At 58.2% G+C, this 23,102-nt stretch carries 20 protein-coding genes and 1 pseudogene; 10 read left to right on the top strand and 11 right to left on the bottom strand.

Annotation, left to right across the window (positions count from 1 at the left end; genetic code table 11):
• Positions 1-31 precede the first annotated feature (31 nt).
• Genes ACR9ZQ_RS34230 through ACR9ZQ_RS34220 form a run of 3 tightly spaced genes read right to left on the bottom strand, consistent with a single transcriptional unit; the run spans position 32 to position 3,187 of the window.
• Positions 32-1,933 (bottom strand): FUSC family protein, encoded by a 1,902-nt coding sequence (locus ACR9ZQ_RS34230; RefSeq protein WP_481429941.1) that lies wholly within the window; start codon positions 1,931-1,933, stop codon positions 32-34.
• Entirely contained in the window at positions 1,917-2,969 is a 1,053-nt protein-coding gene (gene mdtN / locus ACR9ZQ_RS34225) for a multidrug transporter subunit MdtN (RefSeq protein ID WP_481429940.1), read from the bottom strand. Before mdtN ends, ACR9ZQ_RS34230 begins: the two co-directional genes overlap by 17 nt.
• 2 nt (positions 2,970-2,971) lie before the next feature.
• Entirely contained in the window at positions 2,972-3,187 is a 216-nt protein-coding gene (locus ACR9ZQ_RS34220) for a YtcA family lipoprotein (RefSeq protein ID WP_481430976.1), read from the bottom strand.
• On the opposite strand from ACR9ZQ_RS34220, the gene ACR9ZQ_RS34215 reads away from it, so the two are divergent.
• Positions 3,105-3,293, top strand: a complete 189-nt coding sequence (locus ACR9ZQ_RS34215) for a hypothetical protein (RefSeq protein ID WP_481431024.1) — start codon at positions 3,105-3,107, stop codon at positions 3,291-3,293. The genes ACR9ZQ_RS34220 and ACR9ZQ_RS34215 overlap by 83 nt on opposite strands.
• Positions 3,294-3,336: 43 nt before the next feature.
• Here the strand turns inward: ACR9ZQ_RS34215 and ACR9ZQ_RS34210 are convergent, their stop codons facing one another.
• On the bottom strand, positions 3,337-5,049 hold the full coding sequence (locus tag ACR9ZQ_RS34210; protein ID WP_481429939.1) for a thiamine pyrophosphate-dependent enzyme: 1,713 nt from the start codon (positions 5,047-5,049) through the stop codon (positions 3,337-3,339).
• Positions 5,050-5,176: 127 nt separating this feature from the next.
• Complete coding sequence (locus ACR9ZQ_RS34205) at positions 5,177-6,421, bottom strand: serine hydrolase domain-containing protein (RefSeq protein ID WP_481429938.1); 1,245 nt, start codon at positions 6,419-6,421, stop codon at positions 5,177-5,179.
• 141 nt (positions 6,422-6,562) lie between these two features.
• Between ACR9ZQ_RS34205 and ACR9ZQ_RS34200 the strand changes: the two genes are divergently transcribed.
• The 6 genes from ACR9ZQ_RS34200 to ACR9ZQ_RS34175 all read left to right on the top strand — a co-directional run bounded on the left by ACR9ZQ_RS34200 (position 6,563) and on the right by ACR9ZQ_RS34175 (position 14,720).
• Positions 6,563-9,400: an ATP-binding protein gene (locus tag ACR9ZQ_RS34200; protein ID WP_481429937.1), complete on the top strand. Its 2,838-nt coding sequence runs from the start codon at positions 6,563-6,565 to the stop codon at positions 9,398-9,400.
• A gap of 109 nt (positions 9,401-9,509) precedes the next feature.
• A complete protein-coding gene (locus ACR9ZQ_RS34195; RefSeq protein ID WP_481429936.1) occupies positions 9,510-12,335 on the top strand; it encodes an ATP-binding protein in 2,826 nt (941 codons plus the stop codon).
• 216 nt (positions 12,336-12,551) lie between these two features.
• Positions 12,552-13,295, top strand: a complete 744-nt coding sequence (locus ACR9ZQ_RS34190; RefSeq protein ID WP_481429935.1) for a sensor histidine kinase — start codon at positions 12,552-12,554, stop codon at positions 13,293-13,295.
• Entirely contained in the window at positions 13,279-14,070 is a 792-nt protein-coding gene (locus tag ACR9ZQ_RS34185) for an SDR family NAD(P)-dependent oxidoreductase (protein ID WP_481430975.1), read from the top strand. Before ACR9ZQ_RS34190 ends, ACR9ZQ_RS34185 begins: the two co-directional genes overlap by 17 nt.
• A 28-nt stretch (positions 14,071-14,098) precedes the next feature.
• A complete protein-coding gene (locus tag ACR9ZQ_RS34180; protein ID WP_481429934.1) occupies positions 14,099-14,233 on the top strand; it encodes a hypothetical protein in 135 nt (44 codons plus the stop codon).
• Positions 14,234-14,495: 262 nt separating this feature from the next.
• Positions 14,496-14,720, top strand: coding sequence for a hypothetical protein (locus tag ACR9ZQ_RS34175; protein WP_481429933.1), 225 nt, complete (start codon positions 14,496-14,498; stop codon positions 14,718-14,720).
• Between the two features lie 18 nt (positions 14,721-14,738).
• Here ACR9ZQ_RS34175 and ACR9ZQ_RS34170 read toward each other — a convergent pair whose 3' ends face one another.
• From ACR9ZQ_RS34170 to ACR9ZQ_RS34160, 3 genes are all read right to left on the bottom strand, one after another.
• On the bottom strand, positions 14,739-16,331 hold the full coding sequence (locus ACR9ZQ_RS34170; protein ID WP_016737534.1) for an IS66-like element ISRle3 family transposase: 1,593 nt from the start codon (positions 16,329-16,331) through the stop codon (positions 14,739-14,741).
• Between the two features lie 74 nt (positions 16,332-16,405).
• Positions 16,406-16,750 (bottom strand): IS66 family insertion sequence element accessory protein TnpB, encoded by a 345-nt coding sequence (gene tnpB, locus ACR9ZQ_RS34165; protein ID WP_003592504.1) that lies wholly within the window; start codon positions 16,748-16,750, stop codon positions 16,406-16,408.
• Positions 16,747-17,097, bottom strand: coding sequence for a transposase (locus tag ACR9ZQ_RS34160; protein ID WP_082935752.1), 351 nt, complete (start codon positions 17,095-17,097; stop codon positions 16,747-16,749). The genes tnpB and ACR9ZQ_RS34160 overlap by 4 nt, the downstream gene beginning before the upstream one ends.
• Positions 17,098-17,237: 140 nt before the next feature.
• Between ACR9ZQ_RS34160 and ACR9ZQ_RS34155 the strand changes: the two genes are divergently transcribed.
• Together ACR9ZQ_RS34155 and ACR9ZQ_RS34150 are read left to right on the top strand one after the other, a co-directional pair.
• Entirely contained in the window at positions 17,238-17,576 is a 339-nt protein-coding gene (locus ACR9ZQ_RS34155; RefSeq protein ID WP_481429932.1) for a response regulator transcription factor, read from the top strand.
• A gap of 65 nt (positions 17,577-17,641) precedes the next feature.
• A complete protein-coding gene (locus tag ACR9ZQ_RS34150) occupies positions 17,642-19,138 on the top strand; it encodes a mechanosensitive ion channel family protein (RefSeq protein ID WP_481429931.1) in 1,497 nt (498 codons plus the stop codon).
• Between the two features lie 512 nt (positions 19,139-19,650).
• Here the strand turns inward: ACR9ZQ_RS34150 and ACR9ZQ_RS34145 are convergent.
• A pseudogene (locus ACR9ZQ_RS34145) lies at positions 19,651-19,773 on the bottom strand (cupin domain-containing protein); the annotation flags it as partial.
• Between the two features lie 677 nt (positions 19,774-20,450).
• Between ACR9ZQ_RS34145 and ACR9ZQ_RS34140 the strand changes: the two are divergent.
• Positions 20,451-20,915 carry a DUF992 domain-containing protein gene (locus tag ACR9ZQ_RS34140; RefSeq protein ID WP_481429930.1) on the top strand — a complete coding sequence of 155 codons (465 nt, stop codon included), beginning with the start codon at positions 20,451-20,453 and terminating at the stop codon, positions 20,913-20,915.
• A 686-nt stretch (positions 20,916-21,601) separates the two neighbouring features.
• Here the strand turns inward: ACR9ZQ_RS34140 and ACR9ZQ_RS34135 are convergent.
• Both ACR9ZQ_RS34135 and ACR9ZQ_RS34130 read right to left on the bottom strand, forming a co-directional pair.
• Complete coding sequence (locus ACR9ZQ_RS34135) at positions 21,602-21,970, bottom strand: response regulator transcription factor (protein WP_481429929.1); 369 nt, start codon at positions 21,968-21,970, stop codon at positions 21,602-21,604.
• A 68-nt stretch (positions 21,971-22,038) separates the two neighbouring features.
• On the bottom strand, positions 22,039-22,689 hold the full coding sequence (locus tag ACR9ZQ_RS34130) for a response regulator transcription factor (protein ID WP_481429928.1): 651 nt from the start codon (positions 22,687-22,689) through the stop codon (positions 22,039-22,041).
• Positions 22,690-23,102: the final 413 nt, after the last annotated feature.

The following is a 23,102-nucleotide window of genomic DNA, read 5'->3' as shown; positions in this document are numbered from 1 at the left end:
GTTCGAGTGGCCTTTATTGTGAAGGGCATCGTCATCGCCAATCTCCCAGGACTGTTTCCAGCTGGCGGAGCGAGAGCGTCAACGTGCTCGAATATTGCGCTTCCCATTCGTTGGGGGGGATGTCGTCGTTGCTTGTCTGACGGATATTCCTCGCGGCGAGAGCGGATAGAAACTCCAGGTGCGGCGCGATAGCACTCAGGTCTTGGTCGGAGAAGAATATCTCGGTGCCCAAACGTTCGATCTCGGCGGCTATTATCTGGAACCGTTTGATCGTGCCGTCCTCTGTGCGCGTCCAGCCGCGCTCCAATGGAAGGCGGTACATTGCCTCGTCGAGCCGCCCGAGGGCCCGTTCGACTTCGCTGATAAAAGCTACGGCTTCGGCTTGGTTCGCCCTCAAAGTGCCGGCCAGCTTCGATAGGTTGGTCAGCGCTTTGGCTACGTCGCGACGCAGAGCTTGGTCGAGACGGACCGGCCAGATGAACGTGGCGACCAGATAGACCGCGATATTGCCGACGAGAATGCCGATGAAGCGATCTCTTGCAATCTCCATGTCCAGGCTCGGGCCGAAGCCATTCAGGATGCTCAGATAGTAGACAAGACCGATTTGGATACCGGCATAAGACATCCGCTCGCTGCCGGTCGCTAGCCACGCCGCCGGCAGGGTCCCTACGAAGATCAGGATCATAAGGCCACCGACGGAGTCGACATGGGGAACGGCGAAGACGATGGTGCCGATCCCTATCGCGGCTCCTACGAAACAGCCGCTGATGCGCAGTATCAGCTTGTGTAGCGTGTCGCCCGCCGTTCCCAACGATGCCACGTAGCACGTGATCATCGCGGTATGGATGCCCTGCCAGTTGAGGCTGGTGTAGATGATGTAGCAGACCATCGCCGCGAAGGTGGTCTTCAACGCGTATCGTTGATAGGCGGGATTGGTCAGGGCGTCTGGGACAAAAAAGGGTACTTTGGGGGATGAGATGGCTGTCTGCGCTTTCGCATCGGCTAGGCTGGCTAAGGCCTGGTGAACCGCCCGTTCAGGTGCGGACGCGTCGGCGCGCAGCTGTTGCGGTGGAGGTATGTTCTGCCCTCTGGCGAGTGCGTCCCTCGCTGCGTCCACGTCGTCGGCAATTTGGTCGCGGCCGTCACGTGGGACCAGACGATTGAAGCCGGATGCGCCAACAAGCATGTAATACGACGAGGTGATGTCGCCCGCGATCTGGTGCAGCGTGCTCGTCGGCGCGAGATGGAATTTCTTCACAAGGCCCGCTCTCTTGATCGCGGGCTCGTTCCCACCGTGCAACAGCTTGCGGAGGGCCTGCGTTGCATGAGGAGACGGTGACCTGATTGCTTGCGACGTCGCCGCAAGTCTCTCCTGCAGCGAGCGCTTGAGTAGTTGGAGGGTCGGGGTTCCCGTAGTCAGGCTAAACAACGCGACCACTCCCATCGGCATGGCCACCATTTCCCAGTAGTACCTGAGGCCTGTCGAGAAAACGTCGCCATTCGGGGAATCGTATAAAAGCGATAGTATGACGGAGATCAGCATGCCAAGGATGCTCGCCATACCGCCGAGCTGGCTGGTTGCGGCTAGAAAGAGCATGAGGAATGACACGATAGCCATGCACAGCAAGCGCAATGCCGGGGAATCAACCGTCCAACGCGATATAACGACCACGACGACGATCACTATCGCGATGAGCAGCGTAAGAACGATTGCCTCGAGAACGGTCTCGCCGCTGCCTGGCTTCATGATCAGAGTGACGAGGTAGCAGCTTACGGCTGCCTGAGGCAGTTCGAAGCTCATCGCAAAGGTCGCGACCAGGGCAGCCGCCAACGCCATCCGCCAAGTGAGCTGCAATCGGCCCGGGAATGGCTCCAGTTCGGTAAAGATCGTCCTGAAGCTACTTGTCCGGAGGAGTTCAACAGCGTTTGTCATGATTCACCACAACAGCTGCTGAGGCACCGACGCGCATCAGGTCTTCAGGTGGCTCGAGAAGTTCGATCCGCACTGGAAAGCGCTGAGTGAGCCGGACCCAATTCAAGGTCTTGGGAACGTAGGGGAGGTTGCGCGGGACATTCACCAGGTCCTCGGACGAGACGCCCCAGCCGATGCCGACAACACGGCCTCTAATTTCCACCGAGCCCTTGGACAGAGCGTAGACCTTGGCGCAAGAACCGACCTCGATCCCATCCAGTTCCGTTTCCGAGTAGGACGCCGAGGCGTACCAGATTTCCGTGTCCACAAGACTGAACACGGATTGTCCAGGCCCAACGATTTGTCCCCTCGCGGTCGAGAGGCCGACAATCCGCCCGTCGTTCAGCGCGCGGATATGTGTGTCAGCTAAATTCTGGCGTGCCATGTCAACCGCCGCCTGTCGGGATCGGACGGTCGCGTTGGCCGTGTCGAGCGTATCGACGACGACTTTGGCGGCATCCGCCTCGTCGAGGCTTTGGGTTAAGGCAAGCTGCGCGTTGTCACGGGCGCTCACGGCATCATCGACGTGCTGCTGCGTGGCCGCGCCTTTGGCCACCAGGTCCGAGTAGCGGCTGAGTGTGTCTTCTGCGAGCTTGAGATTTGCCCTAGAGCGACTGATCTGCTCGGCGGCTACCTGGGCGTTTTGCTGTTGTCCAGCGATCATCCGTCGCTGACTGTCGCGGGTCGCCTCGGCGAGCTGAAGGTCCGCTTCCGCCTGTTCCAAAGCGATCTTGTAATTCACGGGATCGAGCGCGAAGAGAACATCACCGCGATGAACGCGGTCGTCTTCCTTCACATTGATGGCGATGATCTGGCCGCCAACCTTGGGGGCCACGTCGACCGTGTTCGCGGTGATTATCGCGTCGTCGGTAAACGGCCCGGATCGGGCTCCCTGATAGTACCACCCGCCGGAGGCAGCGCATGCCACGAGGACAACGACCGCGACGGCGATGCCCTTCTTGTTGGATTTGGTAGGTGCGTAGACGGTTTGGTCCATGGTCAGCGTCCGTACAACAGGCGAGCGAAACCAAGCGCGATAGCGGCTGCCATGCCGGCGTATACGAGAAGACGAAGCGGGATTACGTCATCGACGCCAGCTCGGATCAGGATGACCCGGATGAGGATAGCCGAGATGATGCCGCCGAAAGCGCAGATCAGCCAGAAAGGGAAATACGCTCCGGCGATAGGCAGAGACGGGCTTGCGTCGAAGGCCAACGCCTTCGAACCCCATAATCCCACAGCCACGGAAGCTGATATTTTGATTCCGGCTTCTGACATAACGTACTGGTTTCCGTCGATGTTGTGGTTTGCGCTGTGGTGATGCGGGGGAGCCGATGCATCGGTCCCCCGCATTGGCCTGGCGACTAGATGTTCTCGGTCACCATCTCCCACACGTCCTGACCCTTCCCTTGAAGGATCGCCCGCGCGCTATAGACGGCCATACCGATGACAGCCTCGGGGGCCACGAAAGGGGTGGGAGGGTTGACGAGTTGCATCGGGTTGACCTTCACGTCTAGCAGCGCCGGACCTGGCTGAGCGAGCCATTCACGAACGGCTCCTTCGAGGTCCGTCGCCTTCGTGACGCTGCGCCCCCAAAGGCCCATTGCACGAGCGACGTCGCCAAAGCTCGGATTTTTCAGGTGAGTGAAGACCGGAACCAAGCCGGCGGCCTTCTGCTCGATGTCCACGAACCCGAGCTTGGAATTGTCGTACACGACCAACTTGAGCGGGAGGTTTTCCTGCACGGTGGTGAGCAGGTCGCCAAGAAGCATGCTGAGGCCGCCGTCGCCGCAAAGCGCGATGACCTGCCGGTCAGGCTGAGCTTTCTGAAGGCCCAGCGCCGACGGCATTCCCCCGGCCATAGTTCCATGAAGCATGCTCGCGAAGGTTCTGCGTTTTCCGCCGGTTTCGATGTGCCTCATCATCCAGACGGCGGGCGTGCCGTCATCGGCCGCGAACAAGGCGTCTTCCGCCGCGAGCTTGTTGATGATCTTGGTAAGATAGGTGCCTGAGATCGAATCCTTCGATGAGGGCTTCTCCGCGTCCGCGGCCTTCTTGTCTTCCTCATGCCGTTGAATGAACTCCCGCATGAATGTCTCGTCCTTGTGCAGCTCCAGGCGCGGGAGAAGTGCTTCCAGGGTCGCCTTGACCGTGCCCACCGCTCCGATCGTTACGGGATGACGTCGGCCAAGGTGGGTTGGGTCGATGTCGATCTGGATGATCTTGGCTTTGTCCGGGTAGAACTGCCGCCAGGCGAAGTCGGCACCGAGCAGAAGCAACACGTCGCAGTGAAGAACCGCCTTGTAGCCGGCCGCACCGCCGATCATGCCGGTCATGCCTACGTTGTAGGGATTGTCGTACTCGACGAAATCCTTGCCTCGGGATGTATGCGCCATAGGAGCTTTGAGCCGCGCGGCGGTAGCGATGATCGCGTCGTGGGCACCTTCGCAGCCGGAGCCCGCATAGATCGCGATGTTCTTGCTCGAGTTCAGGATTTTCGCGATTTCGTCGAGGTCATCGTCGTTTGGGCGGATGACCGGAACACGTGCATGGACACTGTAGGGCGGCTCGTGTTCCACAGCTGCATCGGCGACGTCCGCTGGAATAACGAGAACGGCGACACCGCGACGGGTGAGAGCCGCCTGGCACGCTGCGACGATCTTCCGTCGCGCTTGGTCAGGTGTCAGGATCATATCGCAGTACACACTGCAGCCCTTATACACCTCGACGAGATCGACTTCCTGAATGGACTGGAACCCCAGGTCGCTGCGAACGATCTGCGTGGCGATAAGAAGCACCGGGGCGCGGTTCCTATTCGCCTCGTAGAGCCCGTTGATAAAATGCAGGCTGCCCGGACCGCAGGTTCCTGCGCAGGCGGTCAGGCGACCCATCAGCGAAGCCTCGGCCGCCGCAGCGAACGCACCGGCTTCCTCGTGGCGCATGTGGACCCAGTTGATGTCACTCTTGTCGATTGCTTGCGCGATCAGATTCATCGTGTCGCCCACGATGCCGTAGCACGTCTTCACGCCGGCGCTTTCCAGCGTGTCGATAAGCAAATCTGCTACTTTCTTGCTCATTTGTTTCAGCCTCATCGGTTGGATTTGGTGCCGGACCCGAACGTCGAATTCGCAATTTCTGGCGTGGATGTTCGAGCCTGTTTCCTTCGAAACGGGTTGAAAGAGGTACGATCGCCAGCGTTGGTGGTTACAACTCTTGGTTCCGGCGCAAGTGGGTGTACACACACCGTTCGAACTGCTCGTACCGCTGCATGAACCGTGGTTCGAAGAACGGCAGCGACTGGCTCATGAAAAGGCCTGCCACATCTGCGGATCGGTCGATCCAATAGTGGGAGTTCAGCACACCGGCCCATCCCGCGGAGCCGGCGCTGCGCATCCCGGGGATGTCGTCCTCGTTACGAAGGAAGCCGAAGCTATGCGTTGCCCTGGAATGCGGAAATGGATCGACGTCCGCGGTTACCGGAGCGCAGGAGACCATCTTCTGGAACGACAGACCCTGCATCTGATCAGCGAACAGCCGCTCGATCGAAGAAGCGGAAAGAAGACGCTCGCCATCCAGTTCGCCATCGCTTAACAAAAACCGCATAAATCTCATGAAGTCGTACGGGGTGCTGTATAGGGCAATACCCATGCCATAGACCTCCGGGTGGGATGGCGGGTCCATGGCAATGGTCGTGAAACCTCCGTGCTCGGCGCGCATGGACGTCACGCACAGTCTGCTCCGATGGGTATCTTCCAACTCGAAGAGTGTATCGTGGAGTCCGAGCGGGTCGAAAATCTCTTCGGCACAAAACCGATCGATCCGGCGTCCGTCGATCCTCTCGACGACCAGTCCCAGCCAGTCGATGCTCGGGCCGTAGCCCCAACGTGTCCCGGGTTCCGTCATCATCGGATAGAGCATCGATTCCAGGGTGCCGTTTATGATACTCGGGTGACCGGTTTTTTTCATGTATTCGGCGACCGAGGGATTCCAGAACTCGTATTCTAGGCCGGAGGTGTGCGTTGCGAGATGTCTCACCGTCGCCTTGATCGTCGGGGTACGAAGCTTTGCTCGGGTGCCGTCGTATCCTTCGAGCACTCCGATCCGGGCGAACTCGGGGACGATCGTCTCGATGGGGGTGTCCGGGTCGAGTAGTCCCCGCTCGATAAGCATCATGATCGCGACCGCGCAAAAGGGCTTGGACATGGAGAATATCCGGAAGAACGTCCGATCGTTTGCCGGAAGTCCGGGGCCTGCTTCTCCGGCGGCTCCGGAGTACATGATGCCGTAGCGGTCGCCGACCATCCCGACAAGGAACGGCGCGTCTCGGTCTGAAACGCTTCCATCCACGATGCGCTGCAACTCGCGCGGAAGTGTATAGCCGCTGCCGAAATGCGCGGGTAAACACGCGGTAAGGTCGAGCTTTTCTGCCGATTCACTACTGGCCAACATATCCGCGCCTCCATTGCAGGTCCCGTGGTGGTCCACTTGACGAAACCGATTTTGCCTGCTCCCCACTATGGGCATTTCGCGGACTTCGGAGAGTCGTGATATGTTAATAAGTGCAAATCGGTCCACAGGAGCAATCGAGCTGTGACCAACACCGACCCCGGCGACGTCGCCCATTTCGGCCCGTTTGTCCTAAATCTTCACGAACGCATACTAACAAGGGAAGAGGAAACGATTCCGCTCGGCGCTAGGGCTATGGACATTCTGATGAACCTCGTTCTCCGAGCTGGAGAGGTGGTCAACAGGTATGATCTCATCGATCTTGTCTGGCGCGGTGTCGTCGTCGAAGACGCTAATCTACGAGCCCAGATTACCGCTCTGAGACGCGCACTTGGCGACGGACAGGACGGGCGCAGGTACATCGTCAATGTGCCGGGACAGGGATATAGTTTCGTGTCGAGTGTGGATTGGTCCACGGGCTCGATTCCCGTTCGCGACGCCACTCGATCAAGTCCGCGGCCGTCGCTGCCTACACCACTCGAGAGAGTTTTCGGCAGGGACGAAACCGTTCGTGCGTTGAGCGAGTCTCTCACGCGCAACCGGTTTGTCTCGCTGGTCGGGGCGGGCGGAGTGGGCAAGACAACCGTCGCGGTCGCGGTGGCAGACAACATACGACAGACCAATCTGGATCGCGCCGCGTTTTTCGTCGATCTGAGTTCCGTGCGGGAGGATGCGGACGTCGCGATTTCGATCGCATCGGTTTTAGGTTGTTCAGCACCTGGTTCGGACGTCGAGGCGGCGCTCATAGCCTTCTTGTCCACCCGGCAAACGCTTATCGTTCTCGATTGCTGCGAACACGTCATTTCAGCGTGCGTGAGAATGGTTGCCCTCATTATCGACCGCGCACCTGACACATGGGTTCTGGCGACCAGCCGCGAACCTCTTCGAGTTGCGGGCGAAACCGTTCACCTCTTGCCACCGCTGGAAGTTCCGGACGAAGAGGCAACAACCACTGACGCCGTACTCGCGTTCTCAGCTGCCGAACTTTTCATGGAAAGGGCGACATCTGGCGGTTACGAGGGGCCTTTGACAGACGAAGACGCCGCCGTGGTCGGTGAAATCTGCCGCAGGTTGGATGGTATCGCACTGGCAATCGAACTGGTGGCCAGCCGAGTTGGAGCCTACGGCATCAACGGAGTGTCAGAACTTCTGGCAACGGGAGCAGGCCTGCGAATTTCAGGAAGGCGTAACGCGTTGCCGCGCCATCAGACGCTCGAAGCGCTGGTCGAATGGAGCGTCGCGTTGCTTTCGCGGGAGGAGCGGGACGTTTTCGTACAACTCTCGGTTTTTGAAGGGCCATTTTCCCTCGAAGCGGGTCAAGCGGTGGCGAGTGGCGAAAGCTCGATTGAGAATGGAAGCTCGATCATCACGTCTCTGGTAGAGAAATCCCTGCTGTTCGTCACGCCGACGATCGGCGGAACGCTCTACCGCATCTTGGATACCACCCGGAGCTACGCGTTCAGAAAGCTATCCGAAAGCAGATTCGATCAAGATACCCATCGGCGGCACGCGGCCTATCTGGTGCTCTTTTTCCAGCGCCTTTCTGTGGACGCCGCGACCGAAGCTTTCCGCATTAAGTCGCTCAATTTACATCTCGGCGACCTGCGAAAAGCACTTGCGTGGAGTTTCTCGGAGGAGGGCGACTCCGCAATAGGGGTGGAACTGGCGGCGAATTCCGGCAATGTCCTGCTTCAGCTTAGTCATTTCAACGAGTGTTACGCCTGGTGTTCGCGTGCCCTCCCAAAGCTGGCCTCGGAGAAGACGGGCACCTTGGTGGAACTCAAGCTTTCCGAGGCGCTGGCGTGCTCAGCCATGTATGCCTTGGGCAACGGGGATGAGACGAAGGCTCTTCTGAAGAACGCCGCAATTCTCGCCGAGAAGCTGGAAGATGACCGGCGTCTGCTCAGGCTGTTGACGGAGCTGAATTTTCTTTATTCCAGGCGTGCGGACATCCCATCTGCGCTCAATACCGCGAGAAAAATTTCCTCCACGGCGCGGCGTGTGGGCCTGGTCGAAGACGAGATTGCTGCCGAAATCATGCTCGCGATTGCTTGCCATCATGCTGGAGACCAAATTGGTGCCCTCCAACATAGCCGAAACCGGTTACGGATGACTTTGCAAGCGCCGCCGGCCAAAATGGACCTGGTGAGCGAGGCTCGTGGTGGCTTCATGCTCGCTCGAGCGCTCTGGCTGAACGGCTATGCGGACCAAGCTCTTGCGATAGCTCGCCAAAAAATGGTGGAGACGGCAGTCCACTCACACCATGTTTCGTACTGTATCGGCCTTACTTACGCTATCCCGTTCTTCATCTGGTGCGGAAACTTCGACGAAGCTGCCGGCGCAGTCGAGAGCCTTCTGAGCCACGCGCAACAGCAAAAATTAACGGACTTCCGTTCTTTGGGCCTTGAGTTGAAGGGCAGTCTTCTCGTGGAGACGAACCGAAGTGAGGAAGCCGTGCCGCTCTTACGAGATTCATTGCGCACACTGGTTTCGACGGAGTACCATATCGTTTCGTCCGCGATCCGGTGCTCGTTGGCGAAGGCACTGTCGAATGTTGGTCGATCAGCAGAGGCAGAGCCAATGTTGGAGGAGGCTATTGCCACGACAAAAGCGTTTGGAGATTTGTTCAGCTTGCCCGATCTCCTTCGGACGCATGGCGAAGTTTTGATGAAAGCCGCGGAACCCGATCTCCAAAAGGCCGAGGCGCAGCTCACCGCCTCAATCTCGGAATCAAGACGTCAGTCCGCGATCGGGTGGGAACTCAAAGCGGCGATTCCGTTGGCGGAACTCTGGATACAGCAACTCAAACAAGACAAGGCCCATGGCTTACTAGGGTCGATCTACGCCCGGTTCACCGAAGGCTTCGATACCATGGACTTGGTCAAAGCACGCTCCCTCCTTCGTCAGCACATTGCGGTCTGACGGTCGAGGATAACGGGAAAGCGCCCGAAAGAGGAAAGCCGAGACTTGCACCGATACTGACTAGATTTTTTAAGTTTGAATAATACTGGTGCACAGGAGCACTCGAACCGTGACCAAATTCGACCCGGGAAGCATGGCGTACTTTGGTCCGTTTACCCTGAGCTTCCAAGAAAGAAGCTTGAAAAGGGAGGGCGAGATCGTGCCGCTCGGAGCACGAGCAACCGATATCCTAATGAACCTTGTCCTGCGAGCTGGCGAAGTGGTGAGTCAACGAGAACTCATTGATCTGGTCTGGCGCAACGTTGTCGTCGAAGACGCTAATCTGCGTGCTCAGCTTACGACCGTCCGGAAGGCGTTGGGGGAAAGCAGGGGAGGCAGTCAGTATATTCTGAACGTCCCGGGTCAAGGATACTCCTTCGTTGCGCCGGTGACCAACGTTAAGACGCCGGAGGTCCGTCGCGGTGTGCCGGCCTCGATCGAAAACCTGGTGGGGCGGTGTGAGACCGTTGCGGCGCTTAGCGACTTGATTGCGACAAACCGTTTCGTCAGCGTGGTAGGGGCGGGAGGAATAGGCAAAACGACCGTGGCTCTGGCGGTGGTGAACCCGCCGCTGTTTGGACGTGACGGGGAGAAGGTCTACTTCGTTGACTTGAGCACAGTGGCCGGGAGCGCTGACGTCCTACCTGCGATCGCTACAATGTTGGAATGTCCGACGCAGGATTCTTCCCCTGATCGGGCTATCGTCTCATTTCTGGCGGCCAAGAAAGCCCTGTTAGTTCTGGATAATTGTGAGCACGTCGTAGGTACGATTTCCGAGATTGCGGGCAGAATCTTCAGAAGTTGTCCCGAGGTTAGGCTGTTGGCCACCAGTCGGGAGCCTCTCCGCGCTGAAGGAGAAACGATCTATATTCTATCCCCCCTCGAGCTGCCGCCCTTAGAAGTAGCGTCTGCGGTAGAGGCTATGCAGTATCCCGCGGTCCAATTGTTTATGGCACGAGCGAAAGCAAGCGGTCACGAGGCTGTTCTGATGGATGACGACGTTGTTGTCGTCTCCAGCATCTGCCGTCAGTTGGACGGCATCGCACTTGCAATCGAACTCGCCGCGAGTCGCGTCGGCAGGTTCGGCATCGCAGGGACCGCTTGGCTTCTCGCAGACGGAGCGGAATTGCGGGACCAAAGCGGGCAGAGCGCACATCATCGCCACGAAACCCTGCAAGCGATGCTCGATTGGAGTGTCAAGCTCCTCTCGATACAGGAGCGAGAACTACTGCAACGGCTCTCGGTTTTCGCAGGCCCGTTTCTTCTGGACGCGGCCCTGGAGCTTGGCTTCTCGGAAGAGGGAGGCTCGACCCACGTCGGCTTCCTTCTCAACTCATTGGTCGAAAAGTCGCTGGTCTTTGTCACGCCGATCGACGATCGCGTCTACTATCGACTGCTTGATACGACACGTGCTCATGCGGCCGCGGGGCTCGCGCAAGCTGGCCGAACTGCCGAATTTCTCGGACAGCATGCTGCCTATGTTGCGCGCTATCTCAACCGAATAGCCGGCAGCGAGACAGCAGTCGATCCCCGGGCCACCGCTGCGTTCACGCCCCATCTGGGCGATCTTCGAAAGGCATTGGCCTGGTGCTTTGGCGAAGGCGATCTTGAAACCGGTATTGCGCTGGTAGATAGATCGGCTCCTCTGATGATGCATTTATCCCAATTCGGAGAATGCCAGCGATGGTGTTCACGAGCACTGTGCGTGCTGCCTGATGATCTCGTCGGCACCGAAGTGGAACTGGGCCTCAGAGAGCCGCTAGCGCGCTCCGCGATGTACTCCCTGGGGAATGTGGACGAAACTCGCTCCTTGATCGTGTCAGCGCTTGCGTTGGCGGAGAAACTCGGTGACGACAGACGCCAACTTGGCCTGCTGACGGACCTGAACGTTTTCTACACAAGGCGCGGAAACAGCGCGGCGGCATTGGAGGCAGCAAACCGGATCGCCGCGCTTGCAAGGAAATCCGGAGTCATCGAGAGCGAGATTGCGGCAGAGTTGATGTTGGGGGTTTCCAGTCACCAAGCCGGCGATCAAGCAGCTGCCTTGTTTCATTGCCGCCACGGGTTTCAGCTCGCACATGACGCGGCCCCTGTAAAACTCGATCTCCTCAGTGAGGCACGCGGGCGTTTCATGCTGGCACGGGCGCTGTGGCTCGTGGGCTTCCCGGATCAAGCGCTGAAAGTCGCCAGGCAGACCATCAGCGACATTTCGAAATATAGCCACCACGTTTCGTATTGCGTCGCACTGGCCTACACCATCCCGGTTTTTTCGTGGTGCGGCAGCTATGATGAGTCAGAGGACGCCATCAGGAAACTTTTGTCTCAAGCTGAGCGATACTCACTTTCGGACTTCCTAGTCCTTGGCCGTGCTCTCGAGGGCCAACTTCTTGTCGAAACCGGCGCAAACGTCGAAGGCGTAGAGATTTTGCGTGATGCGCTCCGCGTCTTGCGCAGTAACAGCTACAATATCATCTCGTCGTCCATCGGCTGTTCGCTTGGCAAGGGCATGTCAAAACTAGGTCGCTTCGAAGATGCGATAGATACAATCGAGGACACCATTGCCCGAGCACACGCGATCGGAGAAATCGTTTTTCTTCCCGATCTCTATCGAACCCATGCCGAGGTATTGCTCGGCAAACCTAAGCCGGAACCCGCCAGAGCGGAGAACTTATTACTCGCCTCTATAGGTGAGGCCCGTAGGCAGTCCGCCAGAAGCTGGGAGTTGCGCGCCGCGATACCGCTCGCACGCCTATGGCAGGTCACTCGCGGCTCGGAGGACGCGAAGGCCATGCTACAATCCTTGTACCTCGAATTCGACGAAGGATTTGGGACTATGGACCTTCGTATGGCAGCGGCCCTCCTCAAAGATTTGGAGAGGGAAAGAGGTGCGAAATAACGCGACTAATTCTCCGATTTGCAGATATATGCAACGTTGAACTCGCCTTCGGCACCTATCTCCAGCAAGCTCCCTGGGAAAATCATTCATAACCGAAGGCTATGCCGCGGAGGTCTGCACACTCGTATTTGGGGTCTGGCGACCGCACCGAGCACGGTTTCAGGAATGGGACCGCAGCCGTAAGATTCAGCGGTGCACCGGGTCCGGGAGTTCTCCATGCCAGACAGCGCGTTCAAAGACCGGCATATAGAATCGACGTATCTGGCCCACGAGGTCAACAAGGCTGCGTCCGCTCTCTTGCTGAATGCCGAAAGCGCGAAAAAGTGGCTGGATAGGTCACCGCCAGACCTCGCGCGGGCAAAGCGATCGCTCGATCTGGTTATTCGCAACGGCCGGCTCGTCACAGAGATCGCGGAAAGGTATCGCAGAAACTTGGCGGCCTCTCGTGCTCATCGCGCCGCTACCGACGTCAATCGCCTACTGAATGATGTGCTAGGGCTGCTTGACGCTCAATTCTCGGAAGCGCGCATATCTCTCAAACGGCAATTTCTCGATGACCTGCCTTTGATATCAGCAGACCGGCTGCAGCTCGAACAGGTTTTCGTCAATCTCCTAAACAATTGTATCGAGGCGATGGCTGACGTCGAAGTTCAAGCGCGGCGCATCCGGATTGGAACTTCACAGGTCGACCGAGGGGTCATGATCGCGATCGAGGACGCGGGCGTGGCCGTCTCCGACGAAATCGGCCAACACGTCTTCGATTTCCTCTTCACGACCAAGCCAAACGGGTCAGGTCTCGGATTAGCGCTTTGCCATGAGATCATCGCCCGTCACGGCGGTCGGATATGGGTCGAAAGAAACGAGATTCGAGGGACGACCTTCCGCATCGTCCTGCCCCAGGCAACCTTCAGACGCAATTCGGATGAATTAAATGGAGCAGAAAATGGATTTGAAACTTAAGGGGAAGACGGCACTGGTAACCGGTGGCACAGGTGGGATCGGACTTGAGATTGCCCGCATTCTTGCTGCTGAAGGCGTTTCGGTCACGATCCCGGGACTGGACAAGGCTCGGCTTCATGCCGCGATCTCCGAAATCCACAGCTCCACGCGTAAGACCGTTCATGGTATCCACACGGATGTGGCGACCGCCGATGGCGCAGACCTGATCGCGGCGGAGGTGCCAGAGGTCGACATCCTCGTCAACAACCTCGGAATTTACGAGATTAAACCATTCGCCGAGATCACCGACGACGAGTGGTTTAAATTTTTCGAGGTCAACGTGCTGACCGGAGTGAGGCTCTCGAGGTCCTATCTCGCGGGAATGCTCGCTCGGGATTGGGGCCGAATAATCTTCATCTCGAGCGAGTCCGGTCTCATGACCCCTGAGGTAATGGCGCACTACGGTATGACCAAGACCGCGCAGCTGGCTATCTCACGAGCGCTGGCAAATGACACCCGCGGGACTTCCGTTACGGTCAACTCTATCCTTCCGGGTCCGACTAGATCGGTAGCCAGCGAAGGCTTCTTGAGGTCGCTGTCTAAGAACCCGACGGCTTCCCTGGCAGAGGTGGAGGCGGAGTTCTTTCGCACACATCGATCGTCGTCGCTGATTCAACGTCTCATAGGCCCCGAGGAGATCGCCAACGTTGTTGCCTATATCTCTAGCCCGCTAGCGTCGGCCACGAACGGCGCGGCAATTAGGGCAGACGGCGGCGTTGTTCCTACTATTGCTTGAGGACACAAACTTTATCTAGGAGCGAGCAATGCGTGTGATCATGCTGCTGGTATTGTTGTGCATGGTAGCGAGTATCCTCACTCTCCTCATACTACCGGGCGACGACGACCAGGTGCCGTCGGGTGATCCGCTCGAGGAAAGCCTCAAAGCCGCCGAGCAATGAGGCTTCGTGCCCAACCAGAATTATCTCCATCCACTCACAGGCAATTCTGCTGGAATCTTCGGTGGGGCGAAGGCAGGGTCGGCTGCCCCGTTGAGCCGGTTTCCTGTCACCGACGTTAGGCTGCCGTGGCGTGGGCGCATTTGTACTGAGGTATAGGTGCTCCCGTGTTCCAATACGAAGGGCGGTGACGACCTGCCACTAAGTACAGTGTCTCGCCCATTGTCGCTGGATTAGTTTCCTTTCCACAAAATGGAGGCGTCTGATGCTTAGAAACTCGATAGCCGTGCCAACCGAATTCTTCGTTTCCCACAGACGCTTCGTACTCATTGTCGATCCGGCGATCGACAGCCGTAGCGAGCTGGTTCAGACCCTTGAAGACGAAGGATACGATGTCCTTCTTGCATCGTCCGTCGGGGCCGCACGACGATACGTCAGCGGTGAGATGATCTCTTACGCTTTACTCGAATTGCGTTTGGCAGATGAGTAAGCGACAAGCCGGGGCCGTTCAGGCGGCGTAGTTCCATGGCATGAGCGCGTCGATTTCACTGCTGGGCCATCCATTCGCAAGGCGCTCAAGCGTCTGGGTCAACCAAGCTTGCGGATCGACTGCATTCATCTTTGCCGTTTGCAGGAGCGTCGCGATGGTCGCCCAAGTCCGGCCGCCACCGTCGCTTCCAGCGAATAGACTATTTTTTCTCGTGATCGCTTGGGGTCTGATTGCTCGCTCGACTATGTTGGAGTCGAGTTCGATGCGGCCGTCGGTCAGGAAGCGCTCGAAGATGTCTCGACGCGAGATGGCATACCGCAGAGCTTCGGCGAGTTTGGATTTTCCAGAGACCCGTGGCAGGGTCGCCTGCCAGAGAGTGAAGAGGTCACGGACGATCGCTGCGGAGATCTCCTGGCGTGCAGCGACACGAGCTTCAGGGCTTTGGCCGCGCACACGCTCCTCGATCTCCCATAACCTCGCCATACGCTCGACGGTGTCTGTAGCGACCTTCGAGCTCTTTGCGACATGCAACTCGTAGAACTTTCTCCGGCTGTGCGACCAACAGCCGGCCAGGATGGCGCTGTCATTGCCTCCATCTTTCCGGACGAGCTTGTTATAAGCGGCATATCCGTCGACCTGCAGGATTCCACGATAGCCGCTCAGGTGTCGTGCGACACACTCGGTGGCTCGACTGTCCTCGAAGCGATAGGCTACCATCGGTGGACCGCTGCCCCCAAAAGTCCGGTCATCCCTGGCATACGCCCATAGCCATGCCGTCTTCGCTGATCCGGAACCAGGTGCAAGTGTGGGCAAGGTCGTTTCGTCGGCAAAGATCCGTTCGGCCTTCTTGATCTCATCGAGGATGTAGTCGGCGAGGATATTGAGCTCGAACCCCAGCTTGCCCATCCATTGAGCCATCAGCTTGCGGTCGAGTTCGACCTTGTCGCGTGCGTAGATGGCTTCCTGGCGATAGAGTGGCAGCCCGTCGGCATATTTGGAAACGGCGATCTGGGCCAGAAGTGCTTCCGTCGGAATGCCACCTTCGATGATATGTGCCGGAGCCGCCGCCTGGACGACACCATCCTCGTTCCTAAAGGCATACTTCGGCCGGCGGGTGACGATGACACGGAACTTCGCTGCCACGACATCCAGCCGCTCGGAGACGTCTTCTCCAATCAGGATTTTGGTCTTACCTGCATGTTCTGGAAGCTCTTCCGGTTCGATCACGACCTCGACGCGCTCAAGATGAGGCGCAAAGCCCTTGCGTGGCCGCGGAGCGCGTTTGCTGTCCGCGCTACCGCGGCCTTTCGTGACCTGAGCCTTGATCGTCGCAATGCCGGTCTCGATCTCTTCGAAGACAAAGGCATGCTGCTCGTCATCGACGGTGGATGATGCAAGCCTTTCCGAGCGTCGGCCAAATCGGGCGCGATCGAAAGCCTTCAGGATCTGCGTCAGCCGCTCGATGCGCTCATCGGCGTCCGCGTTGCGGGCCTCTAGATCGTCAACCTGCTTCTCCAAAGCCTCGACGCGGGCTGCTTTTGCGGCCATAGCAAGAACCATGGCTTTGAGAGCCTCTACATCATCCGGGAGCTCAATCTCGGGCCGCGTCATGGGTATGATCAGAGCATATTTTGCCGCGCTCCGCCCATGCTTTCAGGGACCTGATTCACTTCGCCGCAGCGGTTTTACCCAACAATCTCGGGAGGCTTCACCGGCGTGGATCGAACCCGCTTCCAGTCCATTCCGTCGACTAAAGCCAGAAGCTGGGCATGATTGAGCTGGACGCGATGATGGCCGATCCGGGGCCAGCAGAACTGGGCTTTTTCCAGCCGCTTCGCATAGAGGCAAACGCCGGAGCCATCCCACCACACGATCTTGACTCGGTCTGCTCTCTTGGCCCGAAAGACATAAAGTGCACCGTTGAACGGATCACTGCCAGCATCCCGTACCAGCGAAAGCAAGCTGTCCGGCCCCTTTCGGAAGTCGATGGGATGGCTCGCAAGAAAGACCTTCACGCCGGACGGGATCATGCCGACCGCACCGCTCGGATCACCCGCTGCAGGTGTGCTTCGCCGATATCTGCGTCGGCCCGGATAACGACGTCGCCGATGATAAGCTCGATCATCGCACGTGTGCCAATCGTCCCAGTCTCCGTCTGACCAGCCCGATCTTGCGAGGAGGATCGTTGTCCGTCACGAGCATCACGACGCCAGCCAAATAGCTGCGAGGGATGTATGCCGATGCGATGCGCAATGGCCGAGACGCTTGCGCCGGGCTCCATTGCCTCAGCCACAGCCCGCGCTTTAAAATCATCGGACCAGCGGCGCCGAAATTGCCGTGGGGCGCCCTCAAGCCGTTCCGGAACAGCCTCGATCATATGGAAGTTTCTAGTTCCAGAGCTAGGCGCAGACATAGAAGCTCACAGTTTGTGAATCGTCTGTCCGCAATACAGCGGCCAACGCTACTGACGCCAGATGGGGTCAGCTTGTCGCTTACGCAGATGAAAGCACTTTCGACTTGATCAAGGAAATCAAGGTCCGGCATCCTCAGGCTCGAGTCCTGGTGCACAGTGCTTATTGTAACGTGCCGACCGCGGTGAGGGCGACAAAAGCCGGGGCGACGGATGTCCTTCCCAAACCGGTCGACATCCGCTTTGTGATGCGCCTGCTCTTGGGTGACGACTATCCCTTCTCCGACGTCGCGGGGCAGCTGCCATGTCCCGACACCATCAGAAAAGAACACATTCGTGCGGTCTATACCGCGTGCAATCGAAACGTGGCGCGTGCCGCGCGCGAGCTTTCGATGCACCGACGAACGCTCCAGCGTTTGCTGAATAGGACAGGCATAGGGCTCTAGGGCCGTGTGTAAAGCGGACGAGGTGAGGCCAGGCACCTTGATGTTTTTGCTGAGGTGGCCGATCCATGTCTGACGCCGCATCCTTGGCCCAGGTGCTTCATGACCCCATGCTGCAAGTGGGTGCCCTGGCGATCGCAGGCATTTTTCTGATCCATTTCCTGTTGAAGCGGTTTCCGATGACCCGGCTTATCGCACAGGTCTTGTTCTTCATCGGGCTAACGGCACTGCTGGTCTATCACGGTATCGTCCCGTATCAAGCCGAACACCAGGCAACGCAGATGGTTGAACGGGTGTTCATATCGCTGGCTAAAATCATCTGGTGGTTAGACGCTGCGTGGGCTCTCGTCGGTTTCGTCAGAGTTTATATCAAATTCGAGGGCCAGCCACGCGAAGGGCGGTTAGTTCAGGACCTGATCGTGGCGCTGATCTACCTCGGCGCTGGATTGTCGATCGTATCTTATGTTTTCGGTGTGCCGGTCGGCACGTTGATTGCGACATCGGGCGTCTTCGCGATCATCTTGGGCCTGGCGCTTCAGAGCACGCTTAACGACGTATTTTCCGGTATCGCCCTGAACCTGGGTCGTCCGTATGCGATCGGCGATTGGATTGTTCTGAGTGACATGACCGAGGGCCGGGTGGTCGAAACGAATTGGAGGTCGACGCACCTGCTCAATGCAACCAACGACCTGGTCGTTCTTCCCAACAGTTTCCTTGCAAAGGTCGGTCTTACCAATCTTAGCGCTCCGGACCCCAGTCATGGTGTATCCCTGACCGTCAGAGTGGCACCCACGGCACTTCCCAGCGTCATAGCTGGCGTCATGCGGGCGGTACTTCTCAACAGCAGTTCCGCTCTCCTGTCTCCCCGACCGGACGTGCGGATCAAAAACATCGACGCGGTCGCCGTGGAATTGGAGCTGTTGTTCAAGGTGGCGACTGTTGGTCAAGCTCCCCACGCGAGAAACGAAGTCATAGACCTCGTCTACAGACATTTGAAAGCGGCTGGCCTCTCGTTCGCGGGGTCAGAAGCGTCGTCGCCAGCCGCAGAGACGAACAGCGAGACCAAACGGAAAACTCCTTTATCGCTACTGGATGCGGTCCCTTTGTTTTCATCGCTCAACGAAGACGAGAAGGAGACGTTGGCCGCCTCGATGAAACGACGCGCATATAAGAAGGGCGAGCAGATCATTGAGCAGGGCGACACCGCCACGTCGCTCACGATCGTCCGCGCCGGAGCAATTGTCGCCACGCGGATTGAGGTGGACAAAGAACGCGAGGTGGGGCGTCTGGCTCCGGGGGACTATTTCGGAGAGACGGGTTTACTCCTGAACGTCGGAGAGGTGGCGAGCTTGCGCGCACTCACGCCGGTGGTCGTGTACGAGATCGACCAGTTAAGCCTCGCGTCGCTACTTCAACAGCGGTCCGCCTTGGCGGAGGAGCTTGCGACGACGCTTTCCCAGCGGGTCGAATTCGGGCAGTCCATAACGGAGGCCGCCAGCCCCACGCGCGAGCGGACCGTTCCATCGTTGGTCGCCAGAATACGAAAATTGTTCAGTGTCCCGTGACCATGATACGATGGTTACGAACCATAGAGCAGGCGCGGGGTGGTAACGTCGTAGAGTTTTCCTCGAGGCGGCCGAGCGTGTCCATTGATGCCGTGTTAGCTGGAATATTCCAGCAGCGGGGAAGGTCTCGACAGGGAGGCCGCTGCCGAGGTTTCGCAAACCTCTTCAACATGCACTCAGGTGCCCTCAGCGTTGCGAAATCGGCAATGAGCAAGTGCTAGATGTTCGCGATAGGCGCGTCGCTCACGCCAATGTCACGATGAGTGGGGACCTCGGCCTTCTCCAAGCGAAAATGGCCCCTTGCTGGTGGCGTGAGCGCTAGCAAATGGCTCAGGGAAACGTCGGTGCAGAACCTGCTGGTGACGACATTGATGGCGAGAACGGGCTCCGTCCCCGTGTCTTGATATAAGGGCCCAGAGTCTCGGGCACAAAGCCGACATCCTGCGCGTGATCGAAGTTGCGAGCCTTGTTGGTGGTGTCAAACACCGACATAGGCGCGCGCCCTTGCACGTTTATTGCCACTCGTCGGCATCTGGGTGCCAATGCGCTTCCCGCATTCCACCGGACCCGATCTCGATGATGAGCGCTGACAGTGTCGTGATTGGGAAGACGCGGGAGTCGATGGTCTTGACGGTACCACCACTACTGAAGGGGCGCTGTCACCACGCGGTGATCATTCTGACGCGGGGCCGATCAGAGTCTATCGGATGTTTGACTGTTCGATTGAGCGCTGGAGGTCTTCGATCCGCCGGGTATAGCCAGCGGTATCCTCAACGTTGGATCGAACGAAACGGACAAGGCCGCATCGGAAGGTGTATCCGTTTCCGGTCAACGGATTTTCAAAGCGCACAGCGAGCGACAGCTTATTGTCGGACTCGGTGAATGCCGTGTGGACTAGGGTGATCATCTGGCTCTCCATCAAGTTGGCTGCTTGGAATGATGCCCGGAATGCCCGGCTCAATGAACTACACGAGTGTCTAGGTGTCCAATTGCTTATCGTTGCGGTCATCAAGACTGGTGGGCAAAAGAAAGAGGCCATCCTTATGGGATGGCCTCAGCTGATCGCGGTCCGCAGCTTCGGGAGGATTGGGAGGAACCCGAAGCCCAAATAGCCGATAGTGTTCGGCGACGCCCCATCGGGAGGAGGAAACGAGACGATAAGCAAACGCTAATCCAAGGGCGCAATTTAGAAAACTGTACTTTGGTGTAGAGGGCCCTGCACCGGTGTGCGGTAGCGAGCTTGGCAACTCTACTGCACCTTCGGCAACTGCGGCCGAGGGCCATTTTCCGAAGGTGAATGGGAGAATTTGAAATGTCCGCCAAGACCGTGTTTCTTGCCGCTTTCTTGACCGCTGCATCGGCTAGTGTGTCGCATGCCGCCGGTGTCGAAGTTGGTAAACTCGATTGCGACGTCTCGTCGAGCGCTGGCGCTATCCTGGGCTCCAAACAGACGACGAGCTGCGTTTTCAAGCCGTCCGGCAACGGTGAAGCCGTCCGTTACTCCGGTACGATCACCAGGTTCGGACTCGATATCGGTGACGTTGCCAAGAGCCGTTTAGTTTGGCTTGTCTACGCCCCCACGCGTGGCGACCAGGGTGATCTCCAAGGCACTTACCGCGGCGTCGACGCCAACGCCAGCCTCGGCCTGGGGGCAGGGGCGAACGTGCTGGTCGGCGACGGCAAACACTCATTTAGTCTGCAGCCCGTTTCCATTGAGGGCGAAGAGGGCGTCAACCTCGCTGTTGGTGTCTCCGAGTTCAAGCTGGAAGAGCTTTGACCTACCGGGCGGGCCGGTAGCCTCTCGCGATCGGGACCGCTAGCGCTCCGCGATTTTTCGGATGAGTGAGCAAGGTCGATGGCGGGTGTCGTCGGCCCAAGATTTGGATTCCATCTGATGAAAAGCGTGCATTTCATTGACCGATACCGTGTTAGGTCTGTCGCAGCCGAATTGCCCGTACGATCGTGGACGCGAAGCTTCTTGCACTGACACTCGTTCTCCCGGCGGGGGCACGGGGAGGTCTATTGACGCCCGGCTTCACTCTTGTGGCGTTGTCGGCGGCATCATCGGAGCGATGCTCCAGCCCATCCTTCCGGCCACGCGTCCGGCACTTTGGCGGCGCTGGGCTCAGCAGCGTTTCTATCATCTTCGATGGCCCTGCCACTCACCGCGGTATTCCGTCCCCGTAATTCACCGACCCGCCAGATTGGTTCATTCTGCCTATCGCCCTCTCGATTGCCATAGCGAAGCTCGGGCGACTTGCCGCAGAACGAGTTGCCGAGCGGGTGCCACGATCATGTTCGGCGCGGGCAGGCGTCTGACGTCGTGTCGTAAGGCAACGAACCCGGCGGTGAGGTTACAGGAATCGCGAGTTGGGCGGATAGTGAGAAATCTTGGCCAGCGCGTTCGTCCGCGGAGGCGCGTACTTGTCACGGGAGGGTGACTTAACGCGATTTCAGCGGGCCTCAGTGACCGATCGCGGATCGCAGTCGTTCGATGAACTGTTCGACTTCGACCGGCTTCGTGAAAACAGCTAAGGCTCCGCCGTTCATACAGCTCGCTCGGGTCTTCTCGTCTTTGTAGGAGGTGACGAAAATCATAGGTGGGCTGTCGTCGACGTTGTTGAGCAAATCCTGAAGCTCGATGCCACTCAGACCGGGCATCTTGACATCAACGATCATGCAGTCGAACCCGTCCCGTCGCTCGGATGCAAGAAAATCCTCGGCAGATGCGAATTGAACACATTTGTAGCCGTAGGAGTCAAGAAGGTCGTCCATCGCTTCACGAATGGCTGCGTCGTCATCGACGACGGCTATGACGGGAACGTGTGACAATTGTTTGGACCTTCTTTAAATCGTTGGTTTCTGCATAGTGCGCCTCCGCGCTTGCCCGTGAAACCATACTAAGTGACAGGAGGAGATGTCCCCGCGAACAGCGTCTTGGCTTTCTGAACCAGTTCGGCGATCGTCCGCGCTTCCATCTTGCGCATCACTCCACCCCTATGAAGCTTAACAGTCACTTCGCTGATCCCGAGCTCGTGAGCGATCTGCTTATTCATCAAGCCGCGGACAACTGCCTCCATCACCTCCCGCTCGCGCGGGGTGAGAGTGCGGACCAATGTCGCCACGGCCTCCACCTCGGCGGTTTGCCGTCTTCGCTCACGATCACGCTGGATCGCCACGCTCACCGCATCGAGAATATCCTGGTCTCTGAAGGGCTTCGTCAGGAAGTCTATCGCTCCGGCCTTCATCGCCCGGACGGTCATAGGGATGTCTCCGTGCCCGGTGATGAATATTATGGGCATCTTATTGCCCATACGCTCCAGCTGCCCCTGGAATTCAAGTCCACTGACCCCGGGAAGCCTTATGTCAAGGAGAAGGCAGCCTGGCGCGTCGAACACCACTCGTGATAGAAATGCGGTCGTGCTGTCATAGGCCTGCGCCTCGAAGTTCATTGACTCGAGGAGCAAGACCAACGACTCCCGCGTCGATGGATCGTCATCAACGATGAAGACAATCGGCTCCTGGCTGTTGGCGCGATGGTTTTTAACCATGCGCTATCTCCAAAAAGATCGTCATTGGCATTGAACCCCAACCCTTTACATTCGCCCGTGCATTCGCATGCCGACGCTTCGCATTCTATCACCATCTGGACTCGCACCTTGGCTCGTTGGTCCAGCTCCACAGCTCGAACGGCGCTGCCGTTCGCATCATCCCCATGGAAAATAGCAGTCTTCGTGCATCGAAGACGGCTGGCGGAGCCCCTGTCCGGTCCCGCTGCTTCAGACGGGGAGACGCCGGAGCATGCCAACTGAGAGCAGGCGTCGCCAATGGTGGCAAGGTTGGGAGCCTATCCGGCCCGCTCCCCCGCGGTAACCACACTTTGGTACAGGGGTGCCTATACGACTTGAGGGTGCACGCATTTGTAGTACCCGTTAAGTTATCGGCGTCAGACTGTTTGATTTTG

Source organism: Rhizobium sp. KNZ14-9A, assembly GCF_056755015.1.
Note: the sequence above shows the minus strand (reverse complement) of the source record. Positions and strands in the feature narration are given on the sequence as shown.